This is a genomic window from Algivirga pacifica (assembly GCF_039543525.1).
GTDB lineage: Bacteria > Bacteroidota > Bacteroidia > Cytophagales > Flammeovirgaceae > Algivirga > Algivirga pacifica.
Map to the genome: position 1 here is coordinate 18,606 of NZ_BAABJX010000028.1, position 18,875 is coordinate 37,480.

Below are 18,875 nucleotides of genomic sequence, written 5' to 3' on the forward strand. Positions count from 1 at the left end.
ATTATTCATATTTATACTCCTTTCCAGGCAGACAAAAAGTAGAACATACATGATCTCCATCATATAATAATTCTATAATAAACAGGAAAGTTCTTGGCGGGTGCATAAATATAGGGAGGATTCTGGAAATAATTAAATTTTACGAGTGTTTGTGGTCGCTTATTGCTTTGCTTGAATACTCTTAATGAAAAAAATAAACGATAAATAGTCAACGATATCAATTTAATACCCTCTCCAGAAAATGCTCAAAAATAGGAATAATCTCCGGCATGGAGGGTTGCAAACGATGATCTCCATCGATTAAGAGCAAGGCACATTTTGCCTTTTGAGCAAAACGGATGGAATGTTCTCAACTAAACAATATGAACGAGCGAAGCTCAATTAAACAATATGAACAAAAAAGCCATCTCAGTTTCCCAAGATGGCTTTTACGATCATATAATATTACCAGAATATATGCTTAGTATGCTCTAGCGTTTTTACCTTCCATGAAGTTGACGAATGATTTATTCACCACTCTCATACCTCCATTGGTAGGGAAGTCACCAGTGAAATACCAGTCTCCTTTATGCTCTGGACATGCTTCGTGTAGTCCGTCTACCGTTTGGAAAATCACATCTACTTCTGCACCAACCGTTTCTTGTTTTACGATGTCAGCAATCTCGTTAGCGATTTGCTGATCAGTAAACGGCTCATAGATTTTCTTCACGTGGTTCTCCATTGGCTCCTCCAAGGATTTACGCAACTCCTTCTTACAACGATAGTATACCTCGTCAATTAGGTCAGTCATATTGTTGCGTTTTAATAGATTCATGGCTGCACGGAAAGCGACAAACTCGTTCATACGAGACATGTTGATGCCGTAGCAATCAGGGTAACGAATCTGTGGAGCAGAAGAAACAACGATAATCTTTTTAGGAGATAATCTATCAAGCATATTGATGATACTCTTTTGTAGGGTTGTTCCTCTTACAATAGAGTCATCAATCACGACTAGTGTATCCACGTTTTTCTTGATCACCTCATAGGTCGTATCATAAACGTGTGCGACCATATCGTCACGCATATTGTCATCGGCAATAAAGGTACGCGCTTTGGCATCCTTAATAACCATTTTCTCTACGCGAGGACGGAAGCTTAACAGGTGATCCAGTTCTTCTCCATTTACGCCATTCTTGATAGCTTCCAGACGTTTCTCTACCAAGTAACGGTCTAGACCTTCGATCATTCCAAGGAAAGAAGTCTCAGCAGTATTTGGAATGTAAGAGAATACCGTGTTCTCCAAGTCATAGTTGATTTTCTCCAGAATGGTAGGAATCAATAGTTTTCCTAGCATTTTACGCTCCTGGTAGATCTGAGGATCAGAACCTCTTGAGAAGTAGATACGCTCAAAGCTACAAGAAAGCTTTTCTCCTGGCTCCAGGTAAGGGACTTCTCTGTAAGAACCATCCTTGTCGATAATCAAGGCATGTCCTGGTTTTACCTCTTGGATCTTATCGTAATCGGTGTTGAATGCTGTTTTAATCGCAGGCTTCTCAGAAGCAACTACGACTACTTCGTCATCCGCATAGTAATAAGCCGGACGGATACCGTTGACATCGCGAGCTACAAAGGCAGCACCGTATCCTGTCATACCCATCATGGCATATCCACCGTCAAAATCTTTACAAGCTCTGGATAGTACGTTCTCCAGGTTCAGCGTTGATTCAATCTTGCTAGTGATCTCTTTATTGTCTAACCCGGCATCTTTATACTTAGCGAAAAGCTCTTGTACTTCTAGATCAAGGAAGTGTCCGATCTTCTCCATAACGGTTACGGTGTCGACCTTTTCCTTAGGGTGTTGCCCTAGCTCTACCAAACGGTCAAATAACTCGTCTACGTTGGTCATATTGAAGTTACCTGCCATCACAAGCTGACGGCTTCTCCAATTGTTGCGTCTCATAAACGGGTGACAAGTTTCAATGGAGTTCTTGCCGTGTGTCCCGTAACGCAAGTGTCCCATGTAAAGATCACCTACGAATGGTACATTTTCTCTCAGGTATTCTTCATTGAAATACTTGTTGGGGTTACCACTGATCTTGTTCAGTTTCTTTCCAACTTTCTTGAAGACATCCATAATTGGCTGAGAGTCGATCGAACGCACACGATCGATAAATGGCTTGCCCGGTTTCATGTCAATCTTTACGGAAGCAAAGCCTACCCCGTCTTGCCCTCTGTTATGCTGCTTCTCCATTAGTAAGTACATCTTACTAATAGCATAGGCAGGTGTTTGATACTTGTCTATATAATATGAAAGTGGTTTGCGTAGTCTTACCATCGCAATTCCACACTCGTGTTTGATAAAGTCGCTCATCAGAAGAGTATTAATCCAGTGTTATGGTTGATGCCGCAAAAGAAACCACATTTTTTTTACTTCCCAAATTGAGACCATGTTTTCTTTACAATTCTTATATTTTTTTGTGTTAATCCAAGAAGGTAAGCCCTTGCTTCTCACCATATTTTGATAGAATAATGTTAATGTTAACGCATTTTTACAAACTCAAAATCTATGGAGATGGGGTGGGAATATGAAATAAAGAATAAGCTATATTCCGTAAGACATAATTGATGTAAGGATATTATTAAATATTTAAAAATAACCCTTAACTTATAAATACGGTCATTAGGTTGATGTTGTCGCATGATGTATGTTTGTCGGTTATAAACCACAAACGATAACCCAATACCTTCTACCACAGTCAAATTAAAAACCCATTACTTATTAGCGTCATTTTTCTATGAGAATAAGACAACTGATCATCAGTGTCGCTATTTTAATTATCGTAATAGGGGCTGCTGCTTTTTTCTATTCACTAAAGGAAGAACCCGAACAAACCCCTAAGGCTGCTCGTGTACGATATGTTACTACAGAAACGGTAGCCTACCAGTACATTCATACCACTATGGAAGGATATGGAAGGGTGAGTACGACTATGCCCTTGGATATTACTTCTGAAGTGCAAGGCAAAATGGAAGAAGGGAGTATTCACCTAAAAGAAGGGACGAACTTCAAGAAAGGGCAGACTTTGTTTAAGATTGACGACACTATAACCCGTTACCAACTACAAGCACAAAAGGCTAGTTTTTTGAGAGATGTAGCCGGTATTCTTCCGGATATGAAGATCGATTACCCGAATAGTTACCCTATATGGAATGCTTTTTTTGAAAGTTTGGATGTGAGTAAACCTTTGCCAGCGCTACCGAAACATCAGTCAGGAAAAGAAAAGACCTTTCTAGCAACCCGGAACATATTTACGAACTATTACCAGATTAAAAGTAGTGAGACCAATCTTTATAAGCATTATTATAAAGCCCCTTTTGAGGGGGCTATTTCTGAAGTATACCTGCAAATTGGGTCTTTTGTAAACCCAGGTACACGTATTGCTCGCATTCATAAAACAGAATCCCTGGAACTGAATGTAGCCCTCCCTCCTGAGAATATACAGTGGTTGCAAGTCGGAAAGAAGGTCAGTGTATCTACAGAAGATGGCGGTAAGCAATGGCAAGGAGAAATCAGTAGAATTGCCGATGTGGTGAATCCTAATACCCAATCGTTGAGTATCTATATTCATATTATTCCTGATAAAGAACATACAGTATATGAGGGAATGTATCTGAAAGCTATCATCAGGGGGATTGATATTCCGAACGCGATGAGGATTCCTCGGAATGCTTTGATTGATCAGCGGTTGGTGTATATCGTAAAAGATAGTGTCCTACAGCTTTATCCAGTCAAAATTCATAAGATATCAGAAGAGAATGCAATTGTTTCGGGTATTCCAGAAGGAGAAAAAGTAGTGAGTGAGCCTTTGATCAATGCTTATGAAGGCATGCAGGTCAAAATATTAAATGATAACCTGAAGCGCCCATGAGATCCATTATCGAAAACTTTGTCAAGTATGGCATTCTTTCCAATACCATCATTGCGCTTACCATCATCCTGGGAGGGTATACCCTTTATCATACGGAATTTTCTTTCTTCCCGGAGCGAGAGTCTCGAATTATTAATATCTCAGTACTGTATCAGGGAGCTTCTCCGGAAGAAATGGAGGAGGGGGTTACGCAGCGTATAGAAGAAGCGTTGAGAGGAATCGTAGGGATAGAGGAAATCTTATCCAGCTCCACAGAGAATATGGCGACCATCACCGTGGAGATTTTTCATGGCTATGATATCGATGAAGCTTATACGGATGTTAAAAATGCAGTGGATGGGATCAGTGCCTTTCCAACAGGAGCAGAACGTCCGATCATCTTTAAGCAAAAGAACCGTAGTTCGGTGATGTGGATAGGATTGACCGGAGAAACAGATCAGGTGTCTCTTAATGACCTGAAAATTACCCTCCAAAAAATAGAAGATGATTTCCTTCGCTCAGGAATTATCACACAGGTCATGCCAATGGGATACCCTGACCGGGAGATTTCTATAGAGGTAGATGAAACCACTTTGTTACGGTATGGACTGACAATTACTCAAGTGGCCAATATCGTTCGTAGAAATAATAGGGACTTGTCAGGAGGGGCAATCAAAACCACAGACGAGGAGATCCTGATTCGTTCCCGAGGGAAGAGAACAGATGCTGATTTCATCGGTAAGATTGTCTTACTGGCACTACCCAATGGAGGAACGCTCTATTTACGCGATGTAGCCGATATCAAAGAACAATTTGCTGACACCCCTGATGAGAGCTTCTTGAACGGAAAGTTGTCGGTATATATGTTAGTACAGAAACTATTGTCAGAAGACTTACTGGACATCACTAATTATGTGGAAGGGTATATAGAGGAGTTTAATGAGGAGAACCCACATATGAAGCTGCAAGTGACGTTTAAGTTTTGGGATTTGCTTAAGCAACGATTGACCATGTTGATCGAGAATGGAGTCGTGGGATTAGTGTTGGTATGTGTCGCGTTGGGGTTATTCCTGAGCTTACGATTGTCTTTCTGGGTAGCCTGGGGTATCCCGTCGTCTTTTTTGGGATTATTCATTTTAGGCTCATTTGTCGGGTTTACCATTAATATGATCTCTTTGTTTGGGATGATTCTGGTGGTTGGTATCCTGGTGGATGATGGGATTGTGATTGCCGAAAATATTTATGCTCATTTTGAGAGAGGAAAGTCGCCTTATCATTCTGCAGTGGATGGGACGATAGAGGTATTACCTGCCGTTTTTACTTCGGTCACTACGACCATTATTGCTTTTACGCCTTTATTATTGATTGAGGGAGAGTTGAATTTCTTGAAAGATATGGGGCTGGTGGTGATTTTTTCTCTGGGCTTTTCTTTGTTGGAAGCGTTTTTTGTTCTTCCTGCTCATTTATCTAGCCCTAGTGTATTGAGAGCCAAATCTCCCAATTCGGTTGGAGGGCGGATAAGAACCCGTATCAATAACTTTTTGGATATGGTACGTAGCGATTGGTATGGAAGGTTTCTTCAGAAGACCTTGAAATACCAATGGGTATCCATTACGGTAATGGTGGGAATGCTGATTGTAACCTTTGGATTTTTGGGTGGTGGCGTAATTCGAGCGACCTTTTTCCCCCGTATACCGTTCAATAGTATCAATATTGATATCGCCTTTCAAGCTGGGACACGAGAGACCTTGACCAAGGAATATATTATGCGCTTTGATAGTCTGGTATGGGAGGTGAATGAAGATCTTAAAAAAGAGTTTAATGATACGACTAACTGGATCAATTACACCTTTGCCAATGTGGGACAGAGTACTTTTGGAGTAGGAGGGCATACTGGAAATGTGAATATCTTTTTCAAAGAGCTGGATGATGCTCCGGTAAATGATATAGGGCTGATCAAGCGGATTAACAAGAAGATAGGAAAAGTACCCGAAGCGGATAAGTTAAAGGTGGGGAATGAAGGGCGCTTTGGGAAACCTGTTTCTATTATGTTGATGGGGAAAGAAGGGGAGACGTTACGCTTAGCTGCCGAGGAACTGAAGAGAGAACTGGAAAACCTTTCGGTACTAAAGGAAGTGATTGATGACAGTAATATTGGGAAAAGAGAATTAGAGCTATTCTTAAAGCCTCAGGCACATTATCTCAATTTGGATCGGGATGATATCGTACAGCAGGTACGACAAGGTTTTTTTGGGGAACAAGTACAACGAATACAGAAAGGCAGGGATGAACTCAGGGTATGGGTGCGTTACCCTTTGTCAGGGCGAATGAGCTTGACACAACTGGAACAGATGAAGGTGAAGGTCAATGGGAACGAATACCCCGTGAGTGAGTTGGTGGACTATAAGATCGTTAGGGGTATCTCAGATATTAAGCATTATATGGGTAGTCGGACGATTACGGTAGAGGCTGATTTGGTAGATCCAGAGATGGAAGTTCCGCCCATATTAGAAAAAATCAATAGAGATATTTTACCGAAAGTATTGGCAAACTACCCTACCGTAAGAGTAGAGGAAAGTGGACAAGCCAAGGAAAGTGCTCAATCCCTTAATGAGATCGTGACCCTCTTTGGGGGAGCGATGTTCATGATGTTTGTGGTGATTATGTTGAATTTCCGCTCTTTCTATCAGGCAGTACTCGTGATTTCCATGATTCCGATGGGATGGGTAGGGGCAGCCTGGGGACACGGCATTCATGGTATTCCTATTTCTATCCTAAGTGCCTGGGGAATGATTGCCCTTTCAGGAATCTTGATTAATGATGCAGTCGTGTTTATAGATCGCTATAACCGTAACCTTACCAATGGAATGTTTGTGATGGAAGCTGTTTATGATGCAGGAATTTCCCGTTTTCGCCCCATTATGCTAACGTCGATTACCACAATTGCGGGGTTGTCTCCATTAATTCAAGAGAAAAGTTTTCAGGCACAATTCTTAATTCCGATGGCGATAGCAGTAGCCTGGGGAGTATTGGTGGGTACCTTGGTGATTCTGCTTTTTCTACCCCCACTGATGATGGCTTTTAATGATATACGCCAATGGGCCAAATACCTATGGACAGGGCAGAAACCGTCTGCAGAAGAAGTGGAACGGGTAATTATCGATCAACATAAGGATCGTTTGTTCGATCACTATCCGGATACCCCTTCTGGTTCATAATGTTTAATTGAGCTTCGCTCGTTCATATTGTTTAGTTGAACAATCACAAGACTTCCCTAATTTCACCGAAGGTGAAATGTATTGACTCAACTAAACAATATGAACGAGCGAAGCTCCATTAAACAACATGAACAAAAACGATATAAAGTAATTTGCCTGCGATAAAAAAGTAGTTACCATCATTACTTTCCAGCAAACAAAACCCTAATGATCTATGTACAAACATTTGCTATATATTGGTTGCTTGCTGATGGCACACATTGGTGTTGCGCAGTCTACTCAAAATAGCGTTCCGACCTTGAGTATGTCTGAGGCGATTTCAAAAAGCTTAAAGAATAACTATGATATCTTAATTGAGCAAAAACGACAAGAAGATGCTGAGCAGTTGAATAGCTGGGGGCAGGCAGGGCGGTATCCTACTGTTGCTTTTCAGGGAGGAGGGCAAAGTAATTACATCGATAATAAGCCAGCGAACCCTTTTGCTCTGGCAGGAAATAACATCAGCAATAGTATTAACGCAGCATTGAATGCAGAGTGGACACTATTCAATGGGTTTCGGGTCAATATTTCTAAAGAGCAACTAGAGAAAATGGAGGCGCAATCCAATCAACAGGCGCAGATGGTGATTGAAAGTGCTGTGGAGCAAACGATTTTGGCTTATTACAATGTGCAGTTACAAGAAGAAAACCTGAAGGTTTTTAAAACGGTATTGGATCTCTCAAAAGATAGGGTGGAGCTGGTACGCCTACAAAGAGAGTTGGGGAGTGGAACTACTTTTGACGTTTCTCAGGAAGAAACCACGTTCTATAATGATTCCTCTAATTTTGTGAATCAGGAGTTGGTGGTGGCGAATGCGTATCGGGATCTTAACCTATTAATGGGAGAGAAGCAGTTGAATCAGACGTACCAATTGACTGATAAGTTGAGTTATAAACCTCAGGATTATGCTTATGAGGATCTATTGGAAAGGATGCAATCGCAGAATAGTAATCTGCAGCGACAGTATACGACCTTGGCTTTAAGACAACTTGAGATTAGAGCGCAGAAAACATTGAGATCTCCTGATGTCAGATTAAATGCTGGGTATAGTGGCACCCAAAACTGGTTTACGGCAGATTTCCCTATACGTACCGAAAGTGAAGTGCAGATTCCTGCGGGAGTAGGTCCTACTGATCCGGTCACTTGGGCTGATTTTGTTAATCTATTTGGAGGTAGTGACGTGGAGGAAGGAGAGACCTTAACAGAACGTCAGACCAATGCAGGGTATAGCTATGGCCCTTTTGCCCAACTGAATATTAATATTCCGATTTATACAGGGGGAAGAAATCGCAGGGCAATACAATCGGCTCGCCTGGCTTATGAGCAAGAACAAGTGAATACCACGAAGGTATTACAAACGTTGATGAATGAACTCAATAAAACCTATGAGCAATACCTTAACCGTAGGGAACTGGTGGAGTTGACGGAGAAAAGTGTTGCGGCCGCAGATATTAACTTACGCCTCAGTAAAGAACAACTGGAACAGGGCACTATCAATTCCTTTGATTATCGTCAGGTACAAACACGTTACCTGAATGCTGCTTTTCGACATTTGTCGGCACAGTATGATTTAATTCAGAGTAATGCGGCTTTATTACGATTGACAGGCGGAATTGTAGATTGATGTAGGCCCTTGCTCAATGTTGTCAACATAAGCTGAAAGTAAAAAGGTAGAAACTGGGTAGAGATTGGGTAGAGACTGGTCTTTGCGTCCTCGCAAAGACCAAAGCATAATGGGAGCGTCCTCGCTCCGGTTACATGAGCGAGGACGCTAGGACTAGTACTTAGTGTGAGTTGAACTGTTTATTGAAATATTACAAATATGATCAGATAACAATTCAACGATTCAACAAGCCTCACTTATTTTCAGTCTCTTCTTCCTCAAAACTTGCCTTAAATTCCTGAGTCGCCGCATAACCTTTCGCAGCCCCAAAACTTAAGGTCCATAGCAAATGACTTGCTGCATAGATTAACGTAGCGGTTGCTAAAGCATCCAGAAACCATGCCCCTATATGACCAATGATTCCCCAATCAGGCATATACGACAAGGCCGGCAACGTTTCAATGCCAGTAAAGGCATGGAGCACTAGCGCAATCCAGAAGCCAAAGCAATAAGGGCAATGCCACCCTTCGTATAACTTCTGTAAGGGAGTAGGTAGTGCTTCAATAATTTTGTTGAACCATGTTCCCCATTCCGGAAGCTTATTCCATATCAATATATGAATGGCTAATCCCATTAATGCTAATTCAAAGTTGATTGTATTTTCCATAGTGTTGATTGTTTGTTTTATTAATTCAAGAGTTTATCTACTACTTTCTTTTATATCGCTATACGGTAATGCCATTCAGGAATGAAGTCCATGCCATTTGCAGAACCTCCTCTTTATTGGATTGATCTTCGTGAATCAGACTTGTGGCAGCATCTACCGTAGAAAGGTAAAAACGCTCTACCCATACAAGAGAATAAGCAGAAGACAAGACTTTTTCTTCCTGAAGAGTTTTCAACAACTCCCTGAATAATTTCATCATCTCTTTAAGATCCGAAGCTTCCTCTTCTTTCGTCTGAATACTATCCTTATAATGATATAGAAATCGGAATTGATAGCCACTGTTGATGTCATTCCTAAACATTGCCTTAAGCTGTTCTATGGGCGTATTGAAAGAGACAACTGCCTCTCTTGTTTTTTCTAACCAAAGGTGGCTTGCATAACGAGTGATCTCTTCGATTAACTCAGCTTTACTACCAAAGTACCGGTGCAATGTTCTTCTACTTAAATTGATGGCCGTCCCAATTTCTTCCATAGAGGCAGAGGGAGTATGACTGAGCAATTCAATTGCTCCTTTGACTATTTTTTCCTTAGTATTTTTCATAATGTCTCAATTGTGTAACAAAAGTATAAATGTCACATGTGTGAGACAAGTTAATTAACATCCTTTTAACTATTTATTGTATGCTTGCTTGAAATCCATATTTTGAGTACAAGACCTTCAAAGGGAGGGCTGATCAGTTGAAATAAACCAATTACTGTATTAGACTATGGATCATCAAGTGATTAGAGAGCATATTGTACGCCTGTTGAGCTGGGAAGAAGCACACGTAGGCTTTGAATCCACAATAGAGGATATTCCAGAAGAACTTAGAGGGAAAACTGTAGAAAATTTCCCACACTCTTTATGGCAGTTATTAGAGCACATCCGCATTTGTCAATGGGATATATTGGATTTCTGCATTAATCCAGAGTATCAGGAGATGGAATGGCCCAAGGATTACTGGCCTACTAGCCCTACCCCTCCTTCCTCTCAAGCCTGGGATGAAAGTATACGTCAAGTACTTGCCGATAGAGAAGCGCTGAAACAGCTGGCAGTAGATCCTCAAGTAGATTTAACTTCTGAGATTCCTCATGGAGATGGGCAGACCTATTATAGGGAGCTATTACTTGTGGCTGATCATAATGCCTATCATGTCGGACAGTTGGCCATGTTACGGAGGTTATTGGGGATTTGGGATTCGTGAGTATACCCTATTTATTAAAGTCGGGCACATCCTTTAGGTGTGCATAAGGAAATTGAGCGATTTTTTGCAAACGATAGTATTGATTCAGGCCACCGATTCCCACGGTATTGATCGTTTCCAGGTTTAAATGTCCTTCCTCTTCCATCATATCATCAGGAAACTGTAGGTGCAATATACGGCCGACAAGCATGATGGTATTATTGGTAGTGATAGGAATTTCTTCTACCAGTTCAAGACCTATTTTCAAGGGACTTTCTTTCACGAAAGGGGCGCTAAAATCATGTAGATACTCTTTCGTCAATCCACAGCGATCGAACTCAGACACTTCTTGGGGAAACTTGGCAGAGGTATAATGTGCATGCTCAATAAGATTAGTGGGAATTGCATTTACGGTAAAGGCACCAGAGGATTTAATATTGAGATAGGTATCTCTGGGCTTTTCATGTTGAGGACGAAAGATAATACCCAATAGGGCCGGGTCACTACCTAAATGCACGATATTACTGAATATAGCGACATTGCTTTGTCCTCTGTCTGATTGGGTACCAATGAGATTCCCTGGTTTAATCCCAGTAATACAATTGATCATGTTTAGCCGACGAATACGCGGCATGGCTTCGATAGCTTCTTTGGAAAAATACATAGTGATATGTTGAAGTAATAGTGTTATTGGAAAGGTTAAAGGCAATTACCTTTTGGCAATCTTGTTCATGGAAATAGGCCGTTGGCGGCTACATTTAAAGCGTTTAATATCGGAAGATCGCTTATGTAAATGCTTTTGACTTGGACCGCTATTCACTCTTTTACGCCACAGCTTGAAACTACTCTCTTTGAGTGTAGCACGCATAAGTTTGATTACGTCGGCTTCTTTAAGGCCAAATTGATAGTCGATGGCCTCGAAAGGTGTGCGGTCTTCCCAGGCCATCTGAATAACTCTGTCTTTTTCTACTTCGCTTAGCTTCATAGTGATTTTTTTCAGGTAACGAAGTGTTAAGGATTATGTTTGCTAACAATTCTATTTGGGATCAATATTCTGATTGATACAAAATAGATTTTCAGGATCATACTTTCTTTTAACCTCAACCAATCGATCATAATTGTCACCGTAAGTGGCTCGTATACGATCTTGTCCTTCTTCCATCATGAAATTCACATAAGCAGCGCCCATGCTGTAGGGATGTACTGCTTCCCAATAGTGTTTCCCCCATTCTTTTAATTCATCTTTTTGGGAGGCGTCTGGAGAAATGGCGGCAATGACCATAGACCAGCGTGCATCCCTACAACACCAGGCGGTTTCCTCAGGTCCCACTCGATTCACTGCTCCATCAATGGGGTACATGTGCATTAGGGATAGTTGACTAGGAGATTTCATGATATATTCAATATGAGCATCAATTGCCTCATCAGTCAATTCTTTAACAAAGTCCCCTTTCCAGTACCATTGTAATCCTTTTGGGAGCAGTCCATCAAATAGTGATTGTATAACCGTAAATGGCATTTCTTGCATACCATCCATAAGAGGGGCAGGAAGGGATTCCCGAATGGGTTTTAGGGCTTCTTCTGCTTCTTCCAAAGGACCAGAGAAACAAGAGATGATGGCACAAACTTTCTTATTCCAAATGGCTTCCGGGAATGGAGCAGTAGAAGGGACTGTTTTTACTCCTACAAAAGGACAAAGATCTTCTCGGCAGTTAGGAAGAAAATCACGGTACCATTGCATGATTTCTTTGGTATGAGAAATATCCCAAAAAATAGGTCCAGCATATACCATATCGACCGGGTGGGCTTTAAAAAGAAAACTTACGACAACGCCAAAATTACCGCCACCACCACGTATTGCCCAAAATAAATCGGGATGTTCCTCTTCACTAGCTGTGACTAAACGACCATCAGCCAAGACCATATCCACTTCCAGTAGATTGTCGATGGTTAGGCCATATTTTCTGGATAGGTATCCATGTCCTCCTCCAAGTGTCAGGCCTGCAATTCCTGTTGTAGAAACGATACCGGCAGGTACAGCCAAGCCAAAAGCATGGGTGGCGTGATCCACATCTCCTTGCGTACAGCCAGGCTCTACTCTGACAGTCTTGGCTTTGGGGTTGACATGGATTCCTTTCATTTGGGAGAGGTCTAGCATCATACCGTCATCACAGCTCGCTAACCCGGGTCCATTATGTCCCCCACCACGAATAGCCAATAACAGCTCATTATCTCTAGCAAAATTTACGGCAGTAATAACATCGGCTACATTACTGCACTGTGCTATTAAATCAGGGTACTTGTCAATCATACCATTGTATAACTGACGAGCACTTTCATAACTACTATCGTTTCGTTGAATAAGATTTCCTCTAAACGCAGCATGTAATCCTTCTAAATGTGATGTGTCTACCATAACCTTATTGTTTGCTGATGAATAATTATATTCTGCCTACAATAAAAAAACGATAGATTCACCTACTCCCGTTCTTGAAAAAGAACTTATCTCAATACTGATAACTTATATAGTATTAGGGTTTTGTAGAAAAAAAGTATAATTGATTTTTATCATTTATTTAGGGATACTGATACGAACTTTATTGACAAAACCAGTAAACTCAGACTCTTCAACATCCTTGAAAACCTTTTCCACAACTTGTGTAGCATCATCCTTACCTACATCGGCTGTTTCATCAGCCGAAAAAACAGAGGGTTGTGTTTTATCCACACGTCCTTCTGCAACCTTGTTGCCATCGACGTATAGTGTGGCCGTACCACCTTTCCCTGCGCCGTTTCCATCATAGTCGAAGACCAATTTGATTTCCGCTTGCGTAGCTTTTAGGGCCTTGGGGGCTTGAATGGTATAGTTCTGTAGTCCAAAGTAATTGTAGGTATAGGCGGGCTTCCCATTATTCATGTATAAGGCCCATCCGCCAAATTTACCACCCTGACAAAGGATGATTCCATGTCCCTTGCCATTTAAGGATACATTGGCAACGATTTCCTTAGAAGTGTTTTTAATATTTAAGAAGGTATTTTCCATAATTCCTTCCATGCCGTCAGCTAAAGTGAGAGTTTTTCGATCTCCTATCAGGTCGGGTCTTCCGGCATTTTTGGCATTAAACCGTTCATAGATGCGATCATCTAATGGATAAACATTATTGTTGATTGCTTCTACCTCAAAAAGTTCTTTAAGTTCCTGTAGCTTTTCAGGGTACTCTGATGCGATGTTGTTGACAAGGCTGAAGTCTTCCTCAATATTATATAGTTCCCATTCCTCTTCGTCAAACTTACCTAATGGTTTTCCTTGCCATGGGATGATATGTACTACGCGAGCTAGCCAACCATCTTTATAAATAGCTCGGTTCCCGAACATTTCGAAATATTGTACAGTATGCTGGTCTTTAGCTTCCTTATTTTCGGTTGCATAAAGCATACTGACCCCGTCCATAGGGATCTGTTTTACGCCATTGATGGATGTTGGGGCAGGTAAGCTGGCCGCTTCTAATACCGTAGCAGCAACATCATTGACATGATGCCATTGTGATCGAATCTCTCCTCTGGCTTTAAAACCTTTGGGCCAGTGCATCACCATACCGTTGCGGGTTCCTCCAAAGTCTGCAGCCATTTGCTTGGTCCATTTAAAAGGAGCGTCAGTAGCTACTGCCCAGGCAGCGGCCATGTGTGGGAAAGAGTTAGGGCCTCCCCAATCCTCGGCTTTGCTTAGCATATTTTCGATTGTTTCCTCGTCAAAAATGCCATTGAGATGAATGAGTTCATTGTACGTTCCCTCCAGTCCTCCTTCTGCACTGGAGCCATTATCCCCCATAATATAGATAAATAAAGTATTGTCCAGTTGACCTATTTCCTCAATGGCATCGACCAATCGACCGACTTCATGGTCGGTATGCTCAGCAAAGCCAGCATAGGTTTCCATTTGAAGGGCAAAGAGCTGTTTTTCTTCCTCACTGAGTTTCTCCCAATCTTGAATGTCTTCAGGCATTGGAGCCAATTGAGCATTTTTAGGAATTACCCCCATCTCTTTTTGTCTTTTAAAGGTCTCTTCTCTTAGTTTCAACCATCCTTTATCAAATTTACCTTTGTATTTCTGAATCCATTCTTTGGGAGCGTGGTGAGGAGCGTGTACAGCACCTGTGGCATAATAAATCATGAAAGGCTTATCTGGCGTCATTGCTTGTTGGAACTTGACCCACTCAATAGCTTCATCAGTCATGTCCGTAGTAAAATGATAGTCGGAATGATCTTTTTTACTGACCTTCGTAACACCATCAAAAATAACAGGATCCCATTGATTCGTTTCCCCTCCGATAAAGCCATAAAACTTATCAAACCCAGAGCTGGTGGGCCATCGATCATAAGGACCGGAAACAGAGACTTCCCAAGTAGCTGTCTCATGCCACTTCCCGAAGGCTGCCGTACTATAACCATTCTGACGTAGCGTTTCTGCAAAGTATTTAGCATTGTCAGGACGTATTCCCTGATTGCCATAAAACCCAGTGGCAATTTCCATCACGGAACCGACATTTACATTATGATGATTACGCCCCGACAAAAGGGATGCTCGGGTAGGAGAGCACAGGGCTGTGGTGTGGAAACGGTTAAAACGCAATCCATTTTCCGCAAGTTTATCAAAGGTAGGTGTATTGATAGCCCCGCCAAAAGTACTGGTAGCCCCAAAACCAATATCATCAATTAATACAATCACGACATTGGGCGCGTTTTCGGGAGCGTTTACTTTAAATGCTTCAGGTTTTTGTGCATCTCGGGCATCCATTGTGGTGATAGATGGTTGAGTAGGGGGTTGAATGGGCAGTACTGTTCTGTCAATTTTATTTGTGGGAGGAGTATTGCTAGTGGTTTCCTTATTAGAGGGAGAACAACTGACAATTCCCAACAATAGTAACAGAAGTGTACAGTAAGCATACACTTCGTTGAGGTGTAAATGTCTTTTGTTATGATGCATAATGAGTAGCGTTAATCGCCTTAGCGGTAATACTCAGTATATTTTAATCATAACAATGTAAATATTATTAAATGGTTATTTGGTAATAAAAAGCAGCTTTACGTATTAGAGCTTGTTTGGAACCACATCTTTCAGTCAATTTATAGAAGTTTTATTCTAAAAATCTGGATTCCAAACAAGCTCTTATTCATCAAATAGGGGATTAGGAGAGAAAAGATTAATCCTCTGTATCCATCCCAATATTACTTTCATAAAAAGAACCTGTTTTTACTGTTCGCTTACCTTTTGTCATTACTTCGAGTGTTTCATTATTGGTCTTCCAAAAATAGCGACTCATCCAGGCTCCTAGAAAAGGTATGGCCCATAATAGGGTTTTATGAATTTTCTTTCGCTCTTCTTTATAGTAAACAGCTTTATTAATTCTTTTGGTAACATATATGTTTAGAAAAATGTAGGCTATGATGAGTAATATGAGAACAGTTATTTCCATGGTTATAGGATATTAGATTAAAAAATCTTGTGACAACCAAATTAATAAACAAAAGAAAAAAGGATGAAGAAAAAGATTTACTTTCCTTCATCCTTCATCCTTCATCCTTCATCCTTCATCCTTCATCCTTCATCTCAAAGGCTATAGTGTCGAAGAATATTCCTTCACCGTTTTCACAAAAGTTCTCACCTTATCAGGATCAATATCCGGGTATACCCCGTGTCCAAGGTTGGCAATGTGACGTTTCTTTCCGAAGGAGTCTAGCATGGCTTTCGTAGCGGCTTCTACTTCCTCATGAGAGCCGTACAGCGCACAAGGGTCAAGGTTTCCTTGAAGGGTGCGATCCCATCCGATAATCTCTCTGGATTCTTTGGCATCCATGTTCCAGTCTAGACCGATGGTGTTACAGTTCAACGCTGCCAACTCTTTACGAGCATAGAAGGCACCTTTTGCAAATACCGTTTTTGGTACTTCTGTAATCGCATCACAGATTTGTCCGATATAAGGAGTGGCAAATTCTGAGTACTGTGCTGGAGAAAGAATTCCTGCCCAAGAATCGAATACCTGAATCATATCCGCTCCTGTAGCAATTTGTGCTTTCAGGTAAGCGATCGTAGTGTCGGTGATTTTTTGCAATAGCTTGTGTGCTAGGGCAGGCTCTGTATAAAGCATTTTTTTCGCTTTAGAGAAGGTCTTAGAACCACTTCCCTCTACCATATAACAAAGGATCGTAAAAGGTGCCCCTGCAAAGCCGATCAAAGGTACTCGGTCATTCAGTTCTTTTTTGGTAATGCTGATAGCATCCATCACATACTGCAAATGCTCGTGTGGATCTGCAACACGCAATTTTTCGATATCTGCGGCGCTCTTTACCGTTTCTGGGAAAAGGGGACCTCTTTTCTCGATCATCTCGTAAGGAAGGCCCATAGCCTCTGGTACTACTAAGATGTCAGAAAAGATAATCGCTGCATCTACGTCCAGTAGATCAACAGGCTGTATAGTAACCTCGGCTGCAAGTTCAGGAGTGGTACACAGTTCAATAAATCCGCTAAGACTATTTCTTACCGCTCTATATTCAGGAAGAATACGGCCCGCTTGACGCATTAACCATACCGGGGTGCGCTCAGTTTCTTCGCCTCTGGCAGCCCGCAGAATCAAATCATTTTTCATTGTTTGTATAAATTTTGGATATATAAGGGCGATCACGTGGGATCATTCCTACCTATTATCATAAACTTTGGTTAGGGCGACCACAAGGGTCGCCCCTACCTTTTACCTCTTACTTATTACCTTCTATCCCCATTTCTTTGGCGATCTCCACCATATAGGCGTGTGCTTCTTCATATTCATTTCTGATCTTGCCATCAAGAATAGCTTCACGAATACGCACCTTGATATCCCCCACTTCTCTGGATGGCTTGAGGTCAAAGGTCTTCATAATAATCTCCCCGGTAATCACCGGTTGGAAGTTGCGGAGCTTATCCTTTTCTTCCACAATGGCCATTTTCTCTTCGACAATATCAAAGTTGTGAAGGTATCGAGCGACTCTTTTATGATCCTTGGAGGTAATATCTGCCCGGCAAAGAATCATTAGGGCTTCAATATCATCCCCGGCTTCAAAAAGCAGACGACGAATCGCTGAATCCGTAATTTCTCTTTTGACTAATGCGATAGGACGAAGGTGTAGACGTACCAGCTTTTGTACGAACTTCATCTTCTCATTCATTGGTAGTTTTAGACGACGGAAGATACCCGGGACCATTCTGGCTCCTTTTTCTTCGTGTCCGTGGAAGGTCCAACCTACTTTGTTGTTAAAGCGCTTGGTCGCAGGTTTGGCGATATCGTGTAAGATCGCGGCCCAACGAAGCCATAGGTCGTCCGAACGCTCTGCCGTATTGTCCAGTACCTTTAGGGTATGGTAGAAGTTGTCTTTGTGCTTTTTCCCATTCTTTACATCTACTCCTTTAAGGCGAACCATTTCAGGGAAGATATATTCCAGTAAACCGGATTGCTCCAACAGTAGGAAGCCGTAAGAGGGCTTTTTAGACAGGATGATTTTGTTCAACTCATCCATGATACGCTCTTTGCTGACAATGCCGATACGCTCCTTATTACGGTTAATAGCGTCATAAGTATCAGGCTCTATATCGAAGTCCAGTTGAGAAGCAAATCGTATGGCACGCATCATTCTTAGTGGATCGTCTGAGAAGGTAATATCAGGATCCAGAGGCGTACGAATGGTTTTACTTTTCAGGTCATCGATTCCTCCAAAAGGATCGACTACTTTCCCGAAGTTTTCCTCCGAAAGATCAATGGCCATGGCATTGATGGTAAAATCTCTGCGATTTTGATCGTCCTCCAAAGTGCCATCTTCTACGATAGGCTTGCGGGAATCTCTTCTATAGGATTCTTTGCGGGCACCTACGAACTCTACTTCCCATTCTCCTACCTTGATCATTGCTGTGCCAAAGTTTTTAAAGGAGTTCACTTGTACATGGTCTCCAAGACTGCCGGCAACCTCTTCAGCTAGCGCAATACCGCTGCCTACACAAACGACATCAATATCTTTAGAAGGTCTTTCTAAAATAAGGTCTCTCACATATCCTCCTACCACATACGCAGGCACCTGAAGCTGTTTTGCGCTTCGGCCTATTCGTTCAAATATATCGTTTTCTTTCAGTGTATCTGCAAAATTCATTATCCGGCGGTTTGATCCTTTGTTTACCCTAGTAAACAGATTATAAATGGCTTTGGTCCTTAA

Annotated in this window: 14 protein-coding genes; 4 read left to right on the plus strand and 10 right to left on the minus strand. The window is 41.6% G+C overall.

All coding sequences use genetic code 11. From position 1 onward, the window contains the following. Positions 1 to 460: 460 nt before the first annotated feature. Positions 461 to 2,353: an amidophosphoribosyltransferase gene (locus ABD985_RS09265; protein WP_345371149.1), complete on the minus strand. Its 1,893-nt coding sequence runs from the start codon at positions 2,351 to 2,353 to the stop codon at positions 461 to 463. A gap of 424 nt (positions 2,354 to 2,777) precedes the next feature. Here ABD985_RS09265 and ABD985_RS09270 point away from each other — a divergent pair, with 424 nt between their 5' ends. The 3 genes from ABD985_RS09270 (at position 2,778) to ABD985_RS09280 (ending at position 8,771) form a co-directional block, all read left to right on the plus strand. Next, positions 2,778 to 3,911: an efflux RND transporter periplasmic adaptor subunit gene (locus ABD985_RS09270; RefSeq protein WP_345371151.1), complete on the plus strand. Its 1,134-nt coding sequence runs from the start codon at positions 2,778 to 2,780 to the stop codon at positions 3,909 to 3,911. Next, a complete protein-coding gene (locus ABD985_RS09275; protein WP_345371152.1) occupies positions 3,908 to 7,108 on the plus strand; it encodes an efflux RND transporter permease subunit in 3,201 nt (1,066 codons plus the stop codon). Before ABD985_RS09270 ends, ABD985_RS09275 begins: the two co-directional genes overlap by 4 nt. A 214-nt stretch (positions 7,109 to 7,322) precedes the next feature. Beyond that, the gene (locus ABD985_RS09280; RefSeq protein WP_345371153.1) at positions 7,323 to 8,771 is read left to right on the plus strand and encodes a TolC family protein; all 1,449 of its coding nucleotides are present in this window, start codon (positions 7,323 to 7,325) and stop codon (positions 8,769 to 8,771) included. A gap of 232 nt (positions 8,772 to 9,003) precedes the next feature. Here the strand turns inward: ABD985_RS09280 and ABD985_RS09285 are convergent, their stop codons facing one another. After that, complete coding sequence (locus tag ABD985_RS09285) at positions 9,004 to 9,417, minus strand: hypothetical protein (RefSeq protein ID WP_345371154.1); 414 nt, start codon at positions 9,415 to 9,417, stop codon at positions 9,004 to 9,006. A 58-nt stretch (positions 9,418 to 9,475) separates the two neighbouring features. Then, positions 9,476 to 10,018 (minus strand): TetR/AcrR family transcriptional regulator, encoded by a 543-nt coding sequence (locus ABD985_RS09290; RefSeq protein WP_345371155.1) that lies wholly within the window; start codon positions 10,016 to 10,018, stop codon positions 9,476 to 9,478. A 166-nt stretch (positions 10,019 to 10,184) separates the two neighbouring features. On the opposite strand from ABD985_RS09290, the gene ABD985_RS09295 reads away from it, so the two are divergent. Continuing rightward, the gene (locus tag ABD985_RS09295) at positions 10,185 to 10,661 is read left to right on the plus strand and encodes a DinB family protein (RefSeq protein WP_345371157.1); all 477 of its coding nucleotides are present in this window, start codon (positions 10,185 to 10,187) and stop codon (positions 10,659 to 10,661) included. Between the two features lie 7 nt (positions 10,662 to 10,668). Here ABD985_RS09295 and ABD985_RS09300 read toward each other — a convergent pair whose 3' ends face one another. The 7 genes from ABD985_RS09300 to ABD985_RS09330 form a co-directional block, all read right to left on the minus strand. Beyond that, positions 10,669 to 11,304: a flavin reductase family protein gene (locus ABD985_RS09300; RefSeq protein WP_345371158.1), complete on the minus strand. Its 636-nt coding sequence runs from the start codon at positions 11,302 to 11,304 to the stop codon at positions 10,669 to 10,671. Between the two features lie 45 nt (positions 11,305 to 11,349). After that, entirely contained in the window at positions 11,350 to 11,625 is a 276-nt protein-coding gene (locus ABD985_RS09305; protein ID WP_345371159.1) for a TIGR03643 family protein, read from the minus strand. Between the two features lie 51 nt (positions 11,626 to 11,676). Beyond that, positions 11,677 to 13,056 carry an FAD-binding oxidoreductase gene (locus tag ABD985_RS09310; protein WP_345371160.1) on the minus strand — a complete coding sequence of 460 codons (1,380 nt, stop codon included), beginning with the start codon at positions 13,054 to 13,056 and terminating at the stop codon, positions 11,677 to 11,679. Between the two features lie 156 nt (positions 13,057 to 13,212). Continuing rightward, positions 13,213 to 15,624, minus strand: coding sequence for an arylsulfatase (locus ABD985_RS09315; protein WP_345371161.1), 2,412 nt, complete (start codon positions 15,622 to 15,624; stop codon positions 13,213 to 13,215). 217 nt (positions 15,625 to 15,841) lie between these two features. Further along, positions 15,842 to 16,114 (minus strand): hypothetical protein, encoded by a 273-nt coding sequence (locus ABD985_RS09320; protein ID WP_345371162.1) that lies wholly within the window; start codon positions 16,112 to 16,114, stop codon positions 15,842 to 15,844. A gap of 141 nt (positions 16,115 to 16,255) precedes the next feature. Continuing rightward, positions 16,256 to 17,284, minus strand: a complete 1,029-nt coding sequence (gene hemE / locus ABD985_RS09325) for a uroporphyrinogen decarboxylase (protein WP_345371163.1) — start codon at positions 17,282 to 17,284, stop codon at positions 16,256 to 16,258. Positions 17,285 to 17,393: 109 nt separating this feature from the next. After that, positions 17,394 to 18,812, minus strand: a complete 1,419-nt coding sequence (locus tag ABD985_RS09330) for a CCA tRNA nucleotidyltransferase (RefSeq protein WP_345371164.1) — start codon at positions 18,810 to 18,812, stop codon at positions 17,394 to 17,396. Between the last annotated feature and the right edge of the window lie 63 nt (positions 18,813 to 18,875).